Annotated in this window: 21 protein-coding genes; 17 read left to right on the top strand and 4 right to left on the bottom strand. The window is 64.8% G+C overall.

Annotated features, from left to right (window positions below; translation table 11 throughout):
• Positions 1-10: 10 nt before the first annotated feature.
• The 14 genes from TSH64_RS01035 (at position 11) to TSH64_RS00965 (ending at position 14,379) form a co-directional block, all read left to right on the top strand.
• Positions 11-1,990 (top strand): DUF4815 domain-containing protein, encoded by a 1,980-nt coding sequence (locus TSH64_RS01035; RefSeq protein ID WP_109095311.1) that lies wholly within the window; start codon positions 11-13, stop codon positions 1,988-1,990.
• Positions 1,991-2,002: 12 nt separating this feature from the next.
• Complete coding sequence (locus tag TSH64_RS01030; protein ID WP_109095310.1) at positions 2,003-3,199, top strand: hypothetical protein; 1,197 nt, start codon at positions 2,003-2,005, stop codon at positions 3,197-3,199.
• A gap of 194 nt (positions 3,200-3,393) precedes the next feature.
• Positions 3,394-4,248: a hypothetical protein gene (locus TSH64_RS01025; protein WP_109095309.1), complete on the top strand. Its 855-nt coding sequence runs from the start codon at positions 3,394-3,396 to the stop codon at positions 4,246-4,248.
• Positions 4,249-5,124: 876 nt separating this feature from the next.
• Positions 5,125-5,805: a hypothetical protein gene (locus tag TSH64_RS01015; protein WP_146207966.1), complete on the top strand. Its 681-nt coding sequence runs from the start codon at positions 5,125-5,127 to the stop codon at positions 5,803-5,805.
• Positions 5,802-6,092, top strand: a complete 291-nt coding sequence (locus TSH64_RS01010; protein ID WP_109095306.1) for a hypothetical protein — start codon at positions 5,802-5,804, stop codon at positions 6,090-6,092. The genes TSH64_RS01015 and TSH64_RS01010 overlap by 4 nt, the downstream gene beginning before the upstream one ends.
• Before the next feature lie 120 nt (positions 6,093-6,212).
• The gene (locus TSH64_RS01005; RefSeq protein ID WP_109095305.1) at positions 6,213-7,424 is read left to right on the top strand and encodes a phage tail sheath subtilisin-like domain-containing protein; all 1,212 of its coding nucleotides are present in this window, start codon (positions 6,213-6,215) and stop codon (positions 7,422-7,424) included.
• A 12-nt stretch (positions 7,425-7,436) separates the two neighbouring features.
• The gene (locus TSH64_RS01000; protein ID WP_109095304.1) at positions 7,437-7,943 is read left to right on the top strand and encodes a phage major tail tube protein; all 507 of its coding nucleotides are present in this window, start codon (positions 7,437-7,439) and stop codon (positions 7,941-7,943) included.
• A 15-nt stretch (positions 7,944-7,958) separates the two neighbouring features.
• A complete protein-coding gene (locus tag TSH64_RS00995) occupies positions 7,959-8,246 on the top strand; it encodes a phage tail assembly protein (protein ID WP_109095303.1) in 288 nt (95 codons plus the stop codon).
• A gap of 131 nt (positions 8,247-8,377) precedes the next feature.
• Positions 8,378-10,861, top strand: a complete 2,484-nt coding sequence (locus TSH64_RS00990) for a phage tail tape measure protein (RefSeq protein WP_109095302.1) — start codon at positions 8,378-8,380, stop codon at positions 10,859-10,861.
• A gap of 91 nt (positions 10,862-10,952) precedes the next feature.
• A complete protein-coding gene (locus TSH64_RS00985) occupies positions 10,953-12,044 on the top strand; it encodes a phage tail protein (RefSeq protein WP_199237391.1) in 1,092 nt (363 codons plus the stop codon).
• A gap of 2 nt (positions 12,045-12,046) precedes the next feature.
• Complete coding sequence (locus tag TSH64_RS00980; RefSeq protein ID WP_109095300.1) at positions 12,047-12,253, top strand: tail protein X; 207 nt, start codon at positions 12,047-12,049, stop codon at positions 12,251-12,253.
• 3 nt (positions 12,254-12,256) lie between these two features.
• Positions 12,257-13,267 (top strand): contractile injection system protein, VgrG/Pvc8 family, encoded by a 1,011-nt coding sequence (locus tag TSH64_RS00975; protein WP_109095299.1) that lies wholly within the window; start codon positions 12,257-12,259, stop codon positions 13,265-13,267.
• Positions 13,257-13,598, top strand: a complete 342-nt coding sequence (locus TSH64_RS00970; RefSeq protein ID WP_109095298.1) for a hypothetical protein — start codon at positions 13,257-13,259, stop codon at positions 13,596-13,598. Before TSH64_RS00975 ends, TSH64_RS00970 begins: the two co-directional genes overlap by 11 nt.
• The gene (locus TSH64_RS00965; protein ID WP_109095297.1) at positions 13,591-14,379 is read left to right on the top strand and encodes an N-acetylmuramidase domain-containing protein; all 789 of its coding nucleotides are present in this window, start codon (positions 13,591-13,593) and stop codon (positions 14,377-14,379) included. The genes TSH64_RS00970 and TSH64_RS00965 overlap by 8 nt, the downstream gene beginning before the upstream one ends.
• A 98-nt stretch (positions 14,380-14,477) precedes the next feature.
• Here the strand turns inward: TSH64_RS00965 and TSH64_RS00960 are convergent, their stop codons facing one another.
• A complete protein-coding gene (locus TSH64_RS00960) occupies positions 14,478-15,179 on the bottom strand; it encodes a YfbU family protein (RefSeq protein WP_109095296.1) in 702 nt (233 codons plus the stop codon).
• A 242-nt stretch (positions 15,180-15,421) separates the two neighbouring features.
• Here TSH64_RS00960 and TSH64_RS00955 point away from each other — a divergent pair, with 242 nt between their 5' ends.
• Both TSH64_RS00955 and TSH64_RS00950 read left to right on the top strand, forming a co-directional pair.
• Complete coding sequence (locus TSH64_RS00955) at positions 15,422-15,649, top strand: hypothetical protein (RefSeq protein ID WP_109095295.1); 228 nt, start codon at positions 15,422-15,424, stop codon at positions 15,647-15,649.
• A 99-nt stretch (positions 15,650-15,748) separates the two neighbouring features.
• Positions 15,749-15,994: a hypothetical protein gene (locus tag TSH64_RS00950; protein ID WP_109095294.1), complete on the top strand. Its 246-nt coding sequence runs from the start codon at positions 15,749-15,751 to the stop codon at positions 15,992-15,994.
• Positions 15,995-16,109: 115 nt separating this feature from the next.
• Here the strand turns inward: TSH64_RS00950 and TSH64_RS00945 are convergent, their stop codons facing one another.
• The 3 genes from TSH64_RS00945 to TSH64_RS35505 all read right to left on the bottom strand — a co-directional run bounded on the left by TSH64_RS00945 (position 16,110) and on the right by TSH64_RS35505 (position 17,417).
• Positions 16,110-16,604 (bottom strand): hypothetical protein, encoded by a 495-nt coding sequence (locus TSH64_RS00945; RefSeq protein WP_109095293.1) that lies wholly within the window; start codon positions 16,602-16,604, stop codon positions 16,110-16,112.
• Positions 16,605-16,770: 166 nt separating this feature from the next.
• Positions 16,771-17,241 (bottom strand): hypothetical protein, encoded by a 471-nt coding sequence (locus tag TSH64_RS00940; RefSeq protein ID WP_109095292.1) that lies wholly within the window; start codon positions 17,239-17,241, stop codon positions 16,771-16,773.
• Between the two features lie 14 nt (positions 17,242-17,255).
• Positions 17,256-17,417: a hypothetical protein gene (locus TSH64_RS35505; protein ID WP_158285317.1), complete on the bottom strand. Its 162-nt coding sequence runs from the start codon at positions 17,415-17,417 to the stop codon at positions 17,256-17,258.
• Between the two features lie 163 nt (positions 17,418-17,580).
• Here TSH64_RS35505 and TSH64_RS00935 point away from each other — a divergent pair, with 163 nt between their 5' ends.
• Positions 17,581-18,831, top strand: coding sequence for a site-specific integrase (locus TSH64_RS00935; protein WP_158285316.1), 1,251 nt, complete (start codon positions 17,581-17,583; stop codon positions 18,829-18,831).
• Positions 18,832-19,020 lie beyond the last annotated feature (189 nt).

Raw genomic sequence — 19,020 nt, 5'->3', positions numbered from 1 at the left:
GGGGCGGGGAATGGCTCTCGAGGAATATTACAATCGGTTCGACCCGGCGAAGGGGTACGACTCGATTCAGTTCGTGGCGCGGCGAGGCTTGCAGTCCGCCGAGCTTAACGAGTCGCAGGCGATCCTTGCGGACCGGATCAAGAACATCGCCGACGTTCTGTTTAAGGAGGGCGACGTCGTTCGCGACGCCGCGTGCGCCGTCAACCCGGACACGGGCGCCGTTACCCTGGCCGCGGGCGCCGTCTATCTCGTCGGCGCGATCCGCGCGGTCGGGGGCGCGAGCTTTACGATCCCGGTCAATCGGACCGTCGCGGTCGGCGTTCGCATGATCGAGACAACCGTAACCGAGCTCGAGGACCCGGAGCTCCGCGATCCGGCGGTCGGCACGCGCAACTATCAGGAGGCGGGCGCCGGTCGGCTAAAGCGGTCGATCGCTTGGGCTTGGGACGCCGACGGCGGCGCCGGGCAGTTCTACCCGATCTATGCGATCGAAAACGGCGTCCTGCTGAATCGCTCCGCGCCGCCGGAGCTCGATAGCGTCGCGATCGCGCTCGCCCGGTATGACGTCGAGGCGAACGGAAACTATGTCGTCTCCGGCTTCCGGGTTCATGCGCTCGCCGTCGACGGCGCCGAGCAAGTGTTCTCGATCGAGGAGGGAACCGCCAATATCGAGGGCTTCAAGACCTCGCGCGCGACCTCGACTCGTATCCGCTACCCGGTCGATCCGGATATCGAGAGCATCAACTCGGAGCCGCACTCCTACTCGACGGCGAACGGCGGGGCGCAGCGGATCACGCTGAATCACACCCCGATCAAGACGATCCGCGATGTCGTCATCACGGCGCAAAAGGTCGTGACGCTCACGCACGGCACCTTTACCAACGCCGCCGACACTCTGCCCGACCCGACCGTCGTCGAGATCGTTGCGGTAAACCAGGGCGGCACTTGGAGCGGCTCCGCCTTCACGGGCGGGACGACCTACGCCGTCGGAACGAGCTACTTCCGCAACGCCGATCGGGTCGATTGGTCGCCGAGCGGCGGACCCGAGCCCGCGCCCGGCTCGAGCTACACCGTCGTTTATCGGTATCTGACCTCGGTTTCTCCGACGGCGGTCGACGACGACGGCTTTACCGTCTCCGGAGCCGTGTCCGGGTCGCTCGTCCTCGTCGATTACGATTGGAAGCTCCCGCGCGTCGACGCGCTCGCGCTCAATCGGAACGGCGAGATCGTCCGCGTAAAGGGATTGTCGCACTCGATCCGCCCGGCGGCGCCGTCGCTCCCGGCGAGCCTCCTCGGCATCGCGGAGATTTCGCAGGCGTGGCGCTCGGCGCTCCCGACCGTTCGGAACAACGCCGTGCGCGCGGTCCCGATGGCGTCGCTCGAGGAAATGGGGCGCCGGATCGACGACCTCTTTAGCCTCGTCGCCGAGGAACGCCTCCGGACCGATATCGCCTCGCGTGAGCCCGCGTCCAAGCGCGGCGTTTTCGTCGATCCCTTTATCGACAACGATCTCCGCGACCAAGGCACGGCGCAGACCGCCGCGATCATCGACGGCGAGCTTATGCTCCCGATCGAGGCGGCGATCCTCGACCCGACCGGCTCGGATCGCGTCACCCTGACCTTTGATCTCGAGGCGGCTCTCGAGCAGACCAAGCGGTCCGGGTTCATGCTCATCAATCCGTACATGGCTTTCGAGCCGATCCCGGCGGTCGTCACTCTGACGCCGGAGGTCGATTTTTGGACGCGAACCGACACCGTGTTTACCTCGGACTCGACCGAGCGGTTCGTCCAGACCGGCCATTTCGTGCCGGGCGTTAGCACCGCGGTTTCCCGGTCGACAAGCGTCTCCGACACCGTCGTCTCGCAGTCGAGCGCCGACGTCGAGTTTCTCCGGCAAATCACCGTCAACTTTAAGGCTTCCGGCTTTGGGCCGGGCGAGGAGCTCGTCGAGGTTCTTTTCGACGGCATCAACGTAACGCCGAGCGCCTAAAGGGGAATCGGAATGGCGAACATCAAGGCGAACAACAGCGGCGTGGTGCAGGGGGCGTTTCTGATCCCCGCCAACGTCCCGGCGGGCACCAAGCGGATTACGCTCCGCGGCGCGGGCGGGTCGTTCGGGCAGGCGGCGTTTACCGGGCGCGGGCAGATCACGACCGAGACGCGCCGCCGGGTCGTGACGATCGAGGAGTACCACGTCGACCCGCTGGCGCAGACCTTCACGCTCGCCGAGGGGCGGCACCTTGCGGGCGCCGAGGTTTGGTTTACCGCCAAAGGCAGCAAGCCCGTTTACGTCCAAATCCGCGGCACGGCGACCGGGCTCCCGACGAGCGAGGTTATCGCGCAGGGCGTCATTGCGCCCGCCGATATCAAGCTCGGCGGCGTCGCGACCCGTTGCACGTTCAACCCGGTTTGGATCGAGCCCAACCGCGAATACGCGCTCGTCATCCTGACCGACGACGACGCGCACGCGCTCGCGATTGCCGAGCTCGGCAAATACGATCCCGTCTCCGGCTGGATCACGGCGCAGCCTTACCAAGTCGGCGTGTTGCTCTCCTCGAGCAACGCCTCGACGTGGACTCCGCACCAGGACAAAGACCTCGCTTTCCGGCTCCTGGCGGCGAAGTTCAACGCGGCGACGCGGACGATCAATCTCGGCACGATCTCGGCGACCGACGCGACCGACATTATCGCGGCGGCGAGCGTCGAGCGCCCGGCGGCGGACTGCAATGTCGAGTTCGTCTTTACCCGCGCCGACGGCTCCCAGATCCGCGCCGCCGACGGACAGGTCGTTTCCCTCGCTGAGAAGCTGAACGGGAACCTCACGGTTACGGCGGTCCTCAAGGGTTCCGCCTACCGCTCGCCCGTCCTTTACCCTGGCGTGCAGCCGATCCTTGGGAAGCTCAAGGAATCGGCGACCTACATTTCCCGCGCGATCCCCGCCGGGACGAACGTCAAGGTCGCCGTTACCCTCGACACCTTCACGCCGGGAACCTCGACGATCGTCGTCGAGGCCGAGGACGACGCCGGGGCATGGCACCCGATCCCGCTCGCGAGCGGCTCGTCGGTCGGCGATGGTTGGGAGGAGCGGACCTTTGTCCTCACGCCGTTTACGGCGCAGGACGTCCGAATCCGCCTCACCTTGAACGGCACGGCGCTTTATCGCCCCAAGGCGCGAAAGCTCCGCGTCGTCGTGACGTAATCCCGAGGGGGCTCCGATGGCGGGACCGGAAATCATCGACGATCGGACGGAGGGGAGGGCATACCCCCTCCCCAGCGTGCAAAACAACCTCGACGACGACGTCGGGCGGATTCGCGAAGCAATTACGACGATCGACTCCGACGTGTCGGAGCTCGAGGTTCTTTTGCTCGCGCTCGGAAATTAGGGGGCGCTAAATGCCGCTGAATCTGGCGAACCTTCAATCGGCGATCCAAGGGAGGGTTGACGCGCTCGGCCCTTCCTCGGACGAGAAAACCCTCCTCCTCCTGTCCAAAGCGATCGAGGCCGCGGTCGGAAACGTCTCGGTTTCCGAGGTCGTCGGCGCGGCGACGAGCGGCGTTGCGGACCTCGAGGCCAAGCGCATTGCGGAAGTGCAGGCGATCCTCGACGCCGCCGCCGCGAAGATCGCGCAAATCAACGCCTTGGATGCGGTGCTGAAAACCGGCGGCACGATGACCGGCGCGCTAAATGGCACGACCATGAACGCCACGGTCATGAACGCCGCAGTCATGACGGCTGACGCCGCTTCCCCGAGCTTCTATTGGCGGGAATCCGACGCCCCTTTGAACGGAAAGACGTGGGAAGCGAACGCAGAAAATCAGGCGCTGACTTTCCGAATCTGGAACGAGGCCATGTCCGCCTATACCTCGTTTCTTAGGTTCGTCCGCAACGGCGTGGCGTCCATTTATGTGATGTTCGCCACCGCCGTGCGCTCCAACCTGACGACGGTATCCGCGGTTTCCAACACCTTCACCGTCGACGCGAACCTCGGCAACGAGTTCGATCTCGGCACAATTTCGGCAGCCTCGACGCTCGCGAACATCGCCAATCCGCCCGCGGCTGGCGCGGTGCAATCTATCGCTATCCGTTGGGCGCAAGACGCCGTCGGCGGGCGCACCCTAAGTTTTGGCGGAAATTGTGTCAATGTCGGCGGCACGAACCCGAACACTTCCGCCAACAAAGTGAATTTTGCCGTTGGGAAGGTCTACCCGGACGGCAAGTTTTACTATGCGATTGTGAGGGGGGCGTAATGCTGGCTTTAAGTGACCTTATGATGGGGTCGAAGTCGGACACCCCCGGCGCTCCAACTCAATACAGCACTACGTCTGCGACGCTTTCCTCTCTTACCATCCCGCAAGATGGGGTGGTGGAGTTCTACCTTTGGGGCGGGCCGGGGGGGCGAAGCGGCAACTCGAACGCCTTGGGCGGTCCCGGCGGGTACACCTACGCGAAATTCGAGGTTTTAGCCGGGCAGGTCGTCAAATACGGCGCCGGGCAGTCGGGCGGGCTCGGAGGCGGTGGGAATGGTCCCGCTGCTGGCGGCGCTGGCGCTGGCGGGTACGGGAACGGCGGCAACAGCGGAACCGGCACGGACAACTATAACTATGGTGGCGGCGGCGGCGGCGCCACGGTCGCCCTGATCGACAACGTTATTAAGGCCGTCGCGGGCGGCGCGGGCGGCACCGGGGGCGAGAACCCGTACAGGGGCGGGAGTGGCGGCGGGCTTTCGGGCGGAAATGGCGCAAACTCCGCGACAGGCGGGACGCAAGCCGCCGCGGGAGGTAACGCCAGCGGGATGAACGGCGGCGTAGGCACTAACGGTCGCGAAGCTGGCGGCGGCGGCGGGGGCGGTTGGAAGGGCGGCGGCGGCGGCAACGCCAGTTACCTCGGCGGCGGCGGCACCGGCCCCGGCGGCGGGTCTGGATACATAGCCTCTGACAGCCTAGCTGGCGATACGCAGACCGCCGCACTTGCTGCGACGCAACCCCCGATGACTTCCAGCCCCTACTACAACGGAAATGCTGGAACGCCCACGCTTGGCCCAGGGACGTACCCTGGATTGGCGGTTGTAGTTTACCGGCCATACCTCTAGCCCCCTAAATAATCCTCTATTGCCGAGGTGTATTATGGTTGTCTTTCCTACTGCTCTGGTTCGCAGCGACGGTTCGTTTTCTGTGTTTGAGGGCGCCGTCCCGTTTGTTGGTCCTGGCGGCGTTCAGCATCCGGCTGATGCGTGGCGGTTTTGGGCGCGCGAGGATTGGGAGGCGATGTGCCCCGGTTGGCGGGCTCTGCCTATCGTTGACGAAAGGCCCGTAGGCGACGGCAAGCGGGTCGAGCGCCTGCCGGAAAGCGAATGGGTGATGACGGCGGACGCGGTGATGGTGGCTTACCGCGTCACCGACAAGCCCCCGGAAGAAGTGGCGGAAGAGTCGGCGACGGCGCTAGTGACCGCGAGAGCCCTGGCGATAACGCAGGTGAACCGCGAAGCTGGCGAAGTTAGGGCTCGATTTATCACCGTCGCCACCGGGCAGGAGGGGACCTATTCCGAAAAGGGGCGAGAGGCTCGCGAGTTTTTTGCGGACCCGGCGCCTGATCCGGCGCGCTATCCGTATCTCGCCGCCGAGGCCGAATACACCGGCAAGGCGCTCGCGGAGGTCGCGGCGATCGTCAAGGCGACCGCCGACGCATGGACGGCGGTCAATGCCGAAATCGAGGGGCGTCGCCGTGGGGCGTGCGAGAGGATCGCCGCCGCCGGGGCGATCGCCGAGGTCGAGGCGGTTTTCCCGATCGCTTGGCCCGCGCAATGATCTCCGCCGTCGGTCGCTACCTCCTCGGCGTCCTCGTCGCGCTCGATCAACTGGCGAACGCGATCCTCGGGGGCGATCCCGACGAGACGATATCCTCGCGCTTGGGCAAAGCCCGGCGCGGGGATTTCGGCCCTTCGCTCGCCCGACTCACGGCGCCGATACGGTGGGCGGTCGACGCCGTCTTTCGGGTCGTGTTTCGGCAGGCTCGGCACTGCGAGAGCTCGATCGAGGAGGACGAGGGCGGGCGGGATATTGTCCGCACCCTCCGACGCTCCGGCGGGCTCTAACCGCCCCCCTCAAACAGCCGGGCGCCCGCGCTGGGCTTTGTTTTTAGAGTACCGCCTCTCGCTCGCGGCGCCCCTCCGTTCCGGCGATCAATACACACCGGGAAAACGGAGGGACCTCCTATGTCTGAAACCTTTTTGCACGGCGTCGAGGTAATCGAAATCGACGCCGGTCCGCGTCCGATCCGCACGGTCCGGAGCGCCGTTATCGGCTTGATCGGGACCGCGCCCGCCGCGGACGTGACGAAATTTCCGCTGAACGAGCCGGTCCTCGTCGCTGGCAAGCGCACCGACGCCGCCGGGATCGGCGAGACGGGCACGCTACCGACGGCGATCGACGCGATTTTCGACCAAGCGGGCGCGATGGTCGTCGTTATCCGCGTCGAGGAGGGCTCCGGCGCGGACGACGCCGCCAAACACGCGGCGACGATCTCCAAGGTGATCGGCGGCGTCGACGCCTCGACCGGCGCGTATACGGGCGTCCATGCGTTCAAGGCCGCGGAGGGCGCCCTCGGCGTCACCCCGCGCATTCTGATCGCGCCGGGCTTCACGTCCGACCGTCCGGTCGTCGAGGGCGTCGCCTCGAAAAACCCCGTCGTCGCCGAGCTCGAGGGCGTCGCCGACCGGCTCCGCGCGATCATCGTCGCCGACGGTCCCGGCACGACCGACGCCGCCGCGATCGCCTATACGAAGGATTTCGGGAACCGGCGCGTTTACGTCGTCGATCCTGGCGTGAAGGTTTGGGATACTGCAACCTCGGCTTTCCGGAGCGAGCCCGCCTCGGCGCGCGTTGCTGGCATCATTTGCCGGATCGACAATGACCGCGGCTTTTGGTGGAGCCCCTCGAACAACGAGATTTACGGCATCGGCGGCACGACCCGCCCGATCGACTTCTCGCTCGGCGACGTCAACTCGCGCGCCAATCTGCTGAACGAGAACAACGTCGCGACGATCATTCGCGAGAACGGCTATCGGCTTTGGGGCAATCGCACGACCGCGATGGACCCGAAATGGACCTTCCTCTCGGTCGTCCGCACGGCGGATATGATCCACGAGTCCATGCTCCGCGCGCACTTGTGGGCGGTCGATCGCTGCATCACGAAAACCTATGTCGACGACGTTCTCGAGGGCGTCCGCGAGTATCTCCGCTCTCTGAAGGCGAAGGGCGCAATCCTCGGCGGCGACGCTTGGGTCGATCCCGAATTGAACACGCCGACGTCGATCGCCGATGGCCGCATCTACTTCGACTTCGACTTTACGCCGCCTTATCCGGCGGAGCGCGTCTCGTTCCGGTCGCACTTGGTCAACGACTACATCACCGAGATTTTCAAGTAAGGAGTCGGAGCGATGGCAAACCCTCGCGTTCTGAAAAACTTTAACCTGTTCGTCGACGGGCGCGGCTATGCCGGTCGGATCGACGAGCTCGAGCTCCCCGAGCTCACCGTTAAGACGGAGGAGCACCGGGCGGGCGGCATGGACGCGCCTATCGACATCGACCTCGGGCTCGAGGCGATGGAGGCGACCGCGACGCTCTCGGATTATGACGAGAACGTGATCCGTCTGTTCGGGCTCGCCAACGGCAGCGCGGTACAGGTCACGGCGCGCGGCGCCTTGCAGCGCGACGGCGAGGCGGTCGTCCCGGTCGTGTGCAATCTCCGCGGCAGCATCAAGGGCATGGCTACCGGCTCTTGGGCGGCGGGCGAAAAGGCGACCCTCGAGCTCACGTTCGCGGTTCGTTACTACCGGCTCGAGATCGGCGGCGAGAGCCTGATCGAGATCGACGTCGAAAACATGATTCGGAAGATCGGCGGGACCGATCAACTCGAGGGCATTCGCTCGGCGATCGGCGTCTAAGGGAAGGGATTCACAATGGACAAGCGGAGATTTGCGGATATCGAGCTCGACTTTCCGGTCGAGATCAACGGGACCAAGGTCCGGGCGGTTCGTATGCGCCGCCCGACCGTTCGGGACGAGCTCGCGTTTCAGGACGCGAAGGGGAGCGCCGCGAAAAAGGCGGTCGACCTCCTGGCGTCCCTTTGCGAGCTCGCCCCGAACGACCTCCTCGGCATGGACGCCGCCGACTTCTCCAAGCTCGAGGCGCAGTACGGGGCTTTTCGCGGCGCCTCTCCGAGCAAGAGCTCCGGCGAGCCGTCCTAATCCTCAACAGGCGGACACGTTGGGGGCTCGAGGAGCTCCTCGATCTCGAGGTCGAGGAGCTCCTCGCTTGGATCAATGAGGCGCACGACCTCGAGAAAGAGATCGCGAAGGCGGCGGGCAAGGGGCGATAAATGGCAACGGCGTTTTCGGTCGTCGTAAACATCGGGGCGAACGTCGCCTCCTCCTTCGGCTCCGCAGTCGGGAAGGCAAAGGCGCAGATTGGCAAGCTCGGCGACGAGCTCGCGAAGGCGCAGGCGCAGAACAAGGCGGACCGCAACTCCTATCGGCTGCAAATCGGCGACGCCGCCGCGCTCGGCGCGAGCCTGTATGGACTGATTAAGCCCGCCGTCGAGTTCGAGTCCTCTATGGCGGACGTCAAAAAGGTTGTCGATTTCGACACGCCGGAACAGTTCAAGCAAATGGGCGCCGACGTCCTGGCAATGTCGCAGCGAATCCCGATGGCGGCGAACGGGCTCGCGCAAATCGTCGCCGCCGCCGGTCAATCCGGCATCGCAAAGGACGAGCTCCTCGGGTTCGCCGAGGCGGCGGCGAAGATGGGAATCGCCTTCGACATTTCCGCCGACGAGGCGGGCACGACCATGGCGCAATGGCGCACCGCTATGAAGCTGACTCAGCCCCAGGTCGAGGCGCTCGCGGACGCGGTCAATCAGCTATCCAACGAGGGCGCGAGCAAGGCGTCCGATATCGCCGACGTCCTCCGCCGGGTCGGCGGTTTGGCCGTAACGACCGGGCTCTCGGCGCAGAACACGGCGGCGCTTGGCTCCGCCATGCTCTCGGCGGGCGCGACCTCGGACGTCGCGGCGACCGCCCTAAAGACCATGGTTATGTCTATGTCGGCGGGATCGAGCGCGACCGACAAGCAAGCCGAGGCATTCAAAAAGCTCGGTTTCAATACCGAGCGCCTCGCGAAGAACATGCAAAAGGACGCGGTCGGGTCGATCGTCGCCGTTATGGAGGCATTGAAAGAGCTCCCGCAACACGAACAAATCGCCGTTGCCTCGGAGATTTTCGGCAAGGAGTCGCTCGGCGCAATCTCGCCCATGCTCTCCAACCTCGACGCTTTGAAGGCGGCGTTTAAGACTACGTCGAAGGAGACGAATTACCTCGGCTCCGCGCAAAAGGAATACGACGCGCGCTCCGCGACGACGGCGAACAACCTACAGCTATTCCGGAACCGCGTGAGTGTCCTAGGGATCACGATCGGCTCGATCCTCCTCCCGGCGCTTAACGACACCCTCGCATTCGTCGGCCCGCTCGTTACCAAGGTCGCCGACCTCGCCGGGCAGTTCCCGATTGCGACGAAGGTCATCGCCGGGGCGGCGGTCGGGCTCATTTCCCTAAAGATCGCCACGATCGGCGCCGGATACGCTTGGACGTTCCTAAAAGGCGCCGCGCTCTCGACCTCGAGCGTCGTCGTCTCCGCGGTCGGCATGATGGGCCGGGCGATGCTGACGCTCCTAAACCCGATGGCACTCGTCCGGGGCGCGCTGTTCGCGCTCAAAGTCGCGGTAATCGGGACCGGGATCGGCGCGGTCGTCGTCGGGCTCGCGATGGCCGGGACGTGGATTTACAACAATTGGAGCAATCTCGCCGCCATGTTTGACGGGTTCGGAACCGCCTTTATGGCGGCGCTCGGACCCGCACGCCCGATGGTCGAGGGCGTAATCGCCTCGATCTCGTCCCTCTGGCAATGGGTATCGAACCTCCTCGGTCCGATCGAGGGGGCGGAGGGGGGATTCCGGTCGTTCGGCGAGCGCGTCGGCGCGGCGGTCGGCGGGGCGGTCGTGTGGGTTATGAACCTCGGCGGGAAGATCGCCGAGCTTCCCGGCTTGGTCCTCGGCGCGATCGGCGGGCTCGCCTCGGCGATCGGCACCGCTTTTGCGGGGATCGTGTCGGCGGCGCTCCCCTCCTTCGACGCCGTGCGCGCCGGGTTCGATCAAGGGATCATCCGGGGGATAACCGCGCTCCTGACCAACTTCCACCCCGGCGCGATCATAGGGACCGCGCTTAACGAGATCGTCCTCGCGATTTCGGGGATCAACCTGTTCGAGTCCGGTCGGGCGCTCCTCTCGACGTTCGTCGACGGCATTTCTTCCATGCTCGACAAGCCCGCCGAGCTCGTAAAGGGCGCCCTCGAGAGCGTCCGGAACCTCCTCCCGTTCTCGGACGCGAAGGAAGGACCGCTCTCCGAGCTCACGCGGAGCGGCGCGGCGGTCCTCCCGACCTTCGGCGAGGGTATCGCCAAGGAAGGGCCGGGCGCCGCCTCCGGCCCTCTGGCGGGCGCCCTTGGGGCGGCTCTCGGCGCCGCAATGGCGGTCGCCCCGGCAATGGCGACCGGAGCCCCGCTCCCGCCGGGCGTGAGCGCCCCGCCCGCCCTCGCCTCGCCCCTCCCGCCGATCGAGAGCCTCGCCATTCGCACTCCCAGCGGCACGGCGCCGGGCGGCGCGGGCGGACCGATCACGGTCAACGCGCCGATCACGCTCAATGTCCCACCGGGCGCCAAGGGCGACGAGATCGCCCGGCTCGTCCGTGAGGAGGTCGAGCGGATTATCGACGAGGCGGCGGCGCGGCAGCGGTCCGCCCTACACGACTAAACACCTACGGAGGAGGAGAACGAGCATAACCAGGCGCTCGCCTCCTCCGACCATGTTCCCAAACTAGGAGGCCGATCGTATGGCGGGGGTAATGCTGGCGCTCGGGGAGTACCGTTTTTCGATCGACACCGCCGCATATCAGACGTTGCAGCGGTCGACCGAGTACCGATGGCCGTCGCAGGACCGGCTAGGCCGGGCTCCGGCGCTCCAATTTCTCGGACCGGGCACCGATCAAATCAGTCTCGCCGGGACGATCTTCCCGCAATTCCGCGGCGGGATCGGGCAACTCGACAAGCTCCGCGCCGAGGCCGGGAAGGGCGAGCCCCTCCTCCTCGTCGACGGGCGCGGGCGGGTCCATGGGAAATACGTCGTTACCAAGATCGAGGAGACGCAAGCTCTCTTTCTGTCCGACGGAACACCGCGGAAAGTCGACTTCTCGCTCGAGCTCCTCCGGTACGGGGACGACAGCGAGAGGGGCTCGGAGGCGAATGTCTCGAGCGTCATTTCCGACAACACTCTAAGCGCGGCGGAGCGGGAATTGCGCGACAGCGCGGCAGCAGTCAAGGCGAGCGCCCTCCCCTCCCTCGAGGCGATGGGGCTCGCGGCTTGGGACGAGGTCAAGGTCGGCCCGGCGGGCGCCGTCCTGGCGACCGCGCTCGACGTCTCGCGCGAGGCTGGCTCCGCGATCTCGCAAGGGCTCCAAGCCGTCGGCGTCCCGGTCGACGGGGCGGGGGGCTCGTTTACGATGGTCGCCGCCGCCGCCGCGCGCTCCGCTCGCGCGGTTGGGATCGAGCTCCCTGGAATGGGGCGCTTGGCCGCTATCCCGGCGCTCGCCGACTTCTCCCGCGCCGTCGGAACCGATCCGGTATCCTTCGCGCTCAATCGGCTCCCCGGCTCGCTCGACGAGCTCGGGCGCGGGCTCGGCGCGCTCGCGATCGACACCGGGGAATTTGCCTCGCGGTTCGTCGAGAACCCGACCGGAACCCTCCTCGGCGTCGCCGACCGGCTCCGCGAAATCCCCGCCTCGACGGCGCTCTCGATCGCGTCGCGGCTCGTTCCGGGGCGCGGCGCGGGTTACTTGACCGCCGCCGCAAAGGGAATCGCGCAAGCGAGCTCCGCCTCCGGAGCCGAGGCGATCCGTTGGAACAGCCCGCGCCCCGACCCCGTCGTTTGGGAGGCTTGACGATGGCGACCTATCGGACGAGCGACGGGGACGAGGTCGATTGGATTTGCTGGCGCCACTACGGGCGCACCGCCGGGACCGTCGAGGCGGTCCTAGCGGCGAATCCGGACCTCGCCGATCACGGCCCCAAACTCCCCGGCGGGCTCTTGATCGAGCTCCCCGAGCTCGCCGAGCCCGAGCGGCAACGGCTAATCCGGCTTTGGGATTGATCCATGCAGGACAATTACAAACCGAGCTTTCGGATCGAGGCAAACGGGACCGACATAACGGAGGCCCTCCGCGACCGGCTCCTCGAAATCAAGGTGACAGACGAGGCGGGCGTTACGTCCGACCGCCTCGAGATCACGCTCGACGATCGCGAGCACAAGGTCCCGTACCCGCCAAAGGACGCGACCTTTAAGGTTTGGCTCGGGTATGAGCCGCCGGGCACGCTCCCCGCCTATATGGGCTCGTTCAAGCTCGACGAGGTCGAGGTCGGCTCGGGTCCGCGATCCATGACGATCCGCGCCAAGGCGGCGGATTTCTCCGGCGGCTACCGGGAGCCGAAAACCCGGTCCTGGCACGACACGACGGTCGGCGAGATCGTCCGCAAGGTCGCCGCCGAGAACAAGCTCGAGACGCGGGTCGGCGACGAGCTCGCCGCGATCAAGGTCGCCCATATCGACCAGACCGAGGAGAGCGACGCGGCGTTTCTTACCAGGATCGCCGGGCAAAACGGAGCGGTCGCCAAGCCCGCCGACGGGCGCCTCCTGTTCGTGAAGCGCGGCGAGGGAAAGACCGTCTCCGGCGCCCCGGCGCCGACGTTTACGCTCCGCCCGGCGGACGTCACAAGCTGGAAAGCGAAGCTCGCCGAGCGTGGCTCGTTCGGCGCCGTCGAAACCTATTGGCAGGATCACGCGACCGGCGAACGCAAGTCGGTAAAGGCGGGCTCCGGCGAAACGACTTTCCGCGACCGCTTGCCCTACGCCTCAGAGGCGGAGGCCAAAAGCGCAGCGGAATCCCAACTCGACAAAGGCGAGAGCGGGAAAGCAACCGTCGACCTCACCCTCCCCGGTCGCCCCGACCTATTCGCCGAGTGCCTTCTCGCGCTCGAGGGGTTCCGCTCCGAGGTCAACGGCTCCTATTCGATAAAAAGCGTCGAGCACTCCTTAACTACTCAATCTTATTCGAGCCGGATTTCAGCGGAAATCAAGGGCGGCGGAGGGGCGGAAAGTGACGATTGATCTATCGAGTATCCTGGCGATCATCGCCGTTTGCTTGACCATCGTAGGCGGCATTTGGGGCGGTTTTCATTTCCTCTTTAAGAGGATCGACGACGGCGACGACACGCTCCGAAACAAGCTCTCCGAGGACGTCGGCGAGCTTCATCGCCGGATCGACGAAACGCGGGGCGAGTACGTCCGTCGAGACGATTACGCTCGCGATATGGCGCAACTCCACACCGACGTTTCCGGGCTCCGCGAGGACATTCGGGCGCAGGGGATTTCAATTACCGCTCGCCTCGATCAATTGATCCTCTCGCGCGCCATGCAGCACGGGGGCGGGAATGTCTAGCGCCCGCCTTCCGTTTGCTGGCGCCGCTCGCCCGCTCGTCGCCGCGGATATCGAGGCGGCGGCAAGGGCGCTCGGTTGCCTCCCCGCCGTCGTGCGGGCGGTCCTCGCCGTCGAGGCTGGCGGCGCCCCGTTCCTCCCCGACGGTCGCCCAAAAATACTATTCGAGGCGCACGTCTTTTCGCGGCTCACGCGCGGGCGGTTCAACAGGTCAAACCCCGCCGTCTCCGCCCCGAAATGGGACCGGAGCCTCTATCGCGGCGGCGCCGGGGAATACGAGCGCCTCCTCGTCGCCATGCGCCTCGACCGGGAGGCGGCGCTAAAGGCGGCGTCGTGGGGCGCGTTTCAAATCCTCGGCAGCAATCACGCGGCGGCGGGTTACGCCGAGGTCGAGGCGTTCGTCGAGGCGCACTCGGAAAGCGCCGGGAATCACCTTGCGGCGTTCGTCGCGTTCGTTCGTTCGAGCAAGCTCGACGACGAGCTCCGTCGCGCGGAGTGGGCGCGGTTCGCCGAGAGCTACAATGGACCGGGCTATCGAGCGAACGCTTACGACGTCCGCCTCGCCTCCGCCTTTACGACCGCGATCCGCCGCGAGCTCGACCCCGCTCACGCGGAGATCGCCGCGATCCAGGCGGCGCTAAACGCGCACGGCGCCGCCCTCACGGTCGACGGATTCTCCGGCCCGAAAACGCAAGAGGCGTTGCAGCGATTCCAGGCTGCGCGCGGGTTTAATGGCGCCGCTTTTGGCGCCGAGACGCGGCTCGCCCTCGGCGTCAGCTGGTAGAGCAAACAATGCCCCGATAGTTGCGCCAAAATTCCAGAAGCGAAGGACACGACGCAACACGCTCTGGCTTTAGGCGCAACTATTGGCTGACAGAACAATTAGGACACGCTCCGCGGCCCCATGTCGATACCGAGCCATGCTTTGATGAGGGCGAGGCTCTCATCATCGTTTAGGTAGTAAAACGGCTCACCTTCATTCTTTGACTCGATTGGGCGGAATATTCGCATCATTCGGTAATACCTCTCCAGCATCGGTCCAGTCGCGAGATGCCTGCCTTTGAAATTCTGAAATTGTCCAAGTTTAGTTGTAAGATACCATGCCGCCTGCGCATGAGCAGGCTCTGAGGTTGCAGAAAATCCCGGAAAACTGACTTCCATATCCTCAGACGCCATCATTGAGCGTATTTTATTTTGAGTACCATGGCGAAGTTGTCCGTATGAGCTTTCTATTTTCGACCACATACCTAGTATATCACTTACTTCTTTTGATATTTTTGGCTCTTTTGGCTTAGTAAAAGCCTGCGGTACGGCGCTGGACAACGCCCAGTATTGGCCCTCCTCCATAATGCTTCTAATTCTCTCCTTAGCGGCCGGAAAATCTAACAAGACGGCGAGAATAGCCCTTTCTCCTTCGCTGATTCCCTCACCAGCTGACCTGTTCAAACCCAATCCTGTCTCAATCAAACGGCGCATAGCCTCTGCCCGCGACAGGTTTTCGATTTGCGTTTCGCGCCAAGCGTCTACTCGCTCGAGCAATGATTGGTCGAGGCGGAGCTCAAAACGCTCTGATTTGGTTACCATATCTTTCCCTCGTTTCAGCGGTTACGACCTGAGGAGCGGGTGGAAGCCGCATCATATGCCGTACAAAGCACCGTATGCAATACCGTTTGTAGAACCGTGCTAGATACCGGCAAAAGTTACGAATTGGTTTTCTGGGTGTCAAGCCATCTTGTTAAGCGTCAGCCGGGTACGCGACGCCGCTCCCGGTCGCCCGCCATTCGTCGCAAAGTGGAGCCTCCGAAAACCGCCGGAGGGCTCCCGCGATGGAAACCCTAAACCTCCTCCTCGCAAACCTCGACGTCGTCCTCGGCGTCCTGCTGGCGATCCTGTCCCTCGCGTCGCTGATCGTCAGCGGCACGCGGACTCCCGACCCCTCGAGCAAACTCGGCAAGGCTTACCGGGTTCTCGAGTGGCTCGCCCTCACGTTCGGGCGGGCGAAAGAAACCGGCAAGCCTTCCCCGGCAAGCCCGACTAACCCGGCGGCGAAGTAATGCGGACGGCGGTCGCCGCCCTCCTCGAGCTCGCGACGCGGGTCCTCGATAGGCTGGCGATCTACGTCGCCGGGCGCATGGCAGAACGGAGCGCGCAAAATGAACGAGCGGCAGAAATCCAGGCGGAGCAACTTCGCGCGGCGAGCGATCGCCCTCGCGATCGTGACGATCTCCGCGACCGCTTGCGCTCCCATCGCTTCTAACTGTCCGCCGGTCGTCGAATACCCGAGCGTTATCGAGGAGCGAGCCGCCAACGAGCTCGACCTCCTCCCGCCCGGCTCGGCGATCGAGGAGCTCCTCGCCGACTATTACACGCTCCGCGCGATGGTTCGGGCTTGTCGATAGCGGCGTGAGCGCGTATCTAGAATTTTCCCGCGGCTGATCCCCGCGGGAACGGATTTCGGGCGACCGGATTCCGATCTAGGGGGAGAGGGCGTCCTTTCGAGGGCGCCTTCTCTTTTTATGCGCCAAGGTCGCCCGCCTCGCCCGCCGCGGTCGGCGGATCGCTGAAAAGGTCGAGCGGATCAAAGCGATCGTCCGCGTCGGCGGCGACACAGGCAGAGGCGATCCCGAGCGACACGACCAACGCCTTAGCGACGCCACGCGCCGCAGCGAGGAACGCGCGCCCGATATCGCCGAGCGCGCGGCTCGAGAGCCGGTAGGCGAAAACGACCTCGATATCGTCGTCCTCGATCGGCGTCACCGAAATAAGCGTGCATCCGTCCGGGCACGGCTCCTCGGCGCCGCCGGGCGCCTCTCCGGCGGCTGCGACATAGGCGTCGCCGAGCTCTGCCAGTTGATCGCGCTCGACCCGATAAGCGACGCGGACCTCGAAAGCATCCGGCCCGACCGGCTGAACGAGGCGGACCTCGGCGCCGGAGTCAAAGTAAGCCCCGTGAATCCGGCGGACGGTCGGACTCGCGCCCTCGGACGGGCAGATAACAACGGTAGGCATCAACGATCCCTCGAGACGTGACGGCAGGGCGCCGCGAACGAGGATAGACGGTGTAGGAAAATTCCCACAAGGAGATTAACGTAACTCAAACGTTCGTTCATATTGACGGAAAAACATGCTGAATCGGCGGAATGTCACAGGCGGGGCTTGCGCCCCGCCGTGCAGCCTAGAGGCCGGAGAGGCGAAGGAGCTCGAGCGCCTTCCGGGCGGCGTCGAGGTCGCTTTGCCCATAACGAACGCGACGCGCGGCGTTGGAGACACGAAACTCGCTGGCGCTCCCCGCCGCTTCCTCACCCCTTGCCGTTGCAAGGTCCGCCTCCGCCTTGGCGACCTCCGCCTCGCGTTTGGCGACAAGCGCCTCGAGGTCGGCGACCGTCGGCGGAGGCGGGGCTCCGACCGGAACCCTATCGACCATTTCCCCGATGATCCGCCTATCCGTGGCGGCGATCTCGCTCGTTTCGACGTTCCAATGTGCGGCAGAGGTCCCGAGCCCCTCGAGGCGCCGGATACGGAGTTTGACGCCGCCGCGCCGGTCGGTACGGACCGCCTCGATCCGCGCGTATTGCGTGCCGCGCCCGTAAGCGAGGCGAAGGACTTTCCCGACGCGCTCGTCGCGAGTGGTGTTTTGGCTGGTCATATCCGCCCCTCCCCTTAGACCGCGAGGAGCGCGGCGAGGACCCGCTCGTCCCTCCGCGCGTGTTTGTCACCAAGCGCGAGGGCGGCTTTCCGGTTTTGCGCTCGCACGCGAACGTGACGGATTGCGCCCTTGTGATTCGATCCCTGGCTCTCGAGCATCAGGAGAAAAGCGGTCATGGTTTGATCTCCGATCTAGGGGCAAATGGGGAAACAGTTTCCCCATCGCCGTTTTTAGATAGGGCAACCGTTTCCCCGACGCAAGACTTTTCGACCGGGGGAGTTTATGACACAATGCAAAAATCCGTCGTGTTGGCGGATTTACCCTAGATCGGAATGCAATATGGCGACAGTCAAAAAAATCGAATGGACAAACCGAGACGGATCGAAAAGCTCCGCTTGGCAAGTCCGTTACATCGACCAAAGCGGGAAGCGCCGAGCGAAGAATTTCGACAGAAAAAAGGACGCCGAGGATTATCGCGTCGAGACGGAGGGGGCGGTAAAGGCCGGGACGCACGTTCACGACCGCGACTCCGTTACGATCGAGGAGGCCGCGACCGTTTGGCTTGGGGCTGTGGAGATTGGTCGGAATGGGCGTCCGCCCGCCGAGGAGGGGACGCTAAAGCAATACCGGAATCACGTTTCCCGGCATATTGTCCCGCGGATTGGTGCGCTCCGCCTCAATCGCCTCACGACCCCGAGGGTCGTCGAATACCGCGACGAGCTCCTCCGCGACGGCGTCTCCCGTGCCATGACGAAAAAGGTCCTGACGAGCTTGGTCGGGATTTTGAGCGAGGCGCGAACCCGCGGGCTCGTCGCGATCAACGCCGCCGAGGGCGTCACGATCTCGACGAGCGGGCGGCACGAAACCTCGGTCGAGATTCCGACGAAGGACGAGGTTCGCGATCTCGTCCGCCGGGCGGCGGCTTGGTCGGTTGGGGATCACGGCGCAAACCGGAACGGCGTCGGGCTTGGGAAGGCGTCGCCCAAGGGGCGCCCGTCGGAGCTCGAGGCAATCCGCCTCAATCGGCACCGATGGTTTCTCCTCCTGCTGAAATGCTCAATCCTGACCGGCGCCCGTATCTCGGAGCTCCGGGGGCTCCCGTGGGGCTCCGTCGATCTCGAGGAGGGGGCGATCGAGATCGTGCAGCGCGCCGACGAGAAAGGGACGATCGGCCCGACGAAAACCAAAGGCTCCCGGCGCCGCATCGTCATTCCCGACGATCTCCGGATCGAGCTCAAGTCGTGGCGGATCGCCTGTCCAAAAGGACCGCTCGATCTCGTTTTCCCCAACGGCTCGGGCAAGGTCGAGAGCCTCTCCAACATCGCAAATCGGTTCTGGTATCCGCTACAGGTCGAGGCGAAGGTCGTCGGCGAGGACGGGAAAGCTCGGTACGGTATCCACGCTCTCCGGCATTTCCGCGCCTCGGTTCTGATCGAGAGCCGGGCCGATATCAAGGAAGTGCAGCGGGAGCTAGGGCACTCGTCGGCACAAATCACGCTCGACACATACGGGCATCTTTTCGACGACGCCGAGGCGAACGCGCGGCGGAAAAAGCGGACCGAGGGGATCGCCTCCGCGCTTTTCGGCTGATCCTGGCGGGGTGCTTCGGCGCCCCGTTTCTTTTCGCCCGGCGCTTGGGGCGAGAAACGGCGGGCGGCGCGTATGGCACAAAAACGGCACAAAATGCGCCCATTGTTATCTAGAGCCCTTGGAAACCGGGAGGCTCGAATAAGACTGAAAATCCCCGTGTCGGCGGTTCGACTCCGTCCCTGGGCACCA

The organism is Azospirillum sp. TSH64 (assembly GCF_003116035.1).
Taxonomy (GTDB): Bacteria; Pseudomonadota; Alphaproteobacteria; order Azospirillales; family Azospirillaceae; genus Azospirillum.
The sequence above is the reverse complement of the archived record's forward strand: the minus strand, read 5'-3'. Positions and strand labels throughout refer to the sequence as shown.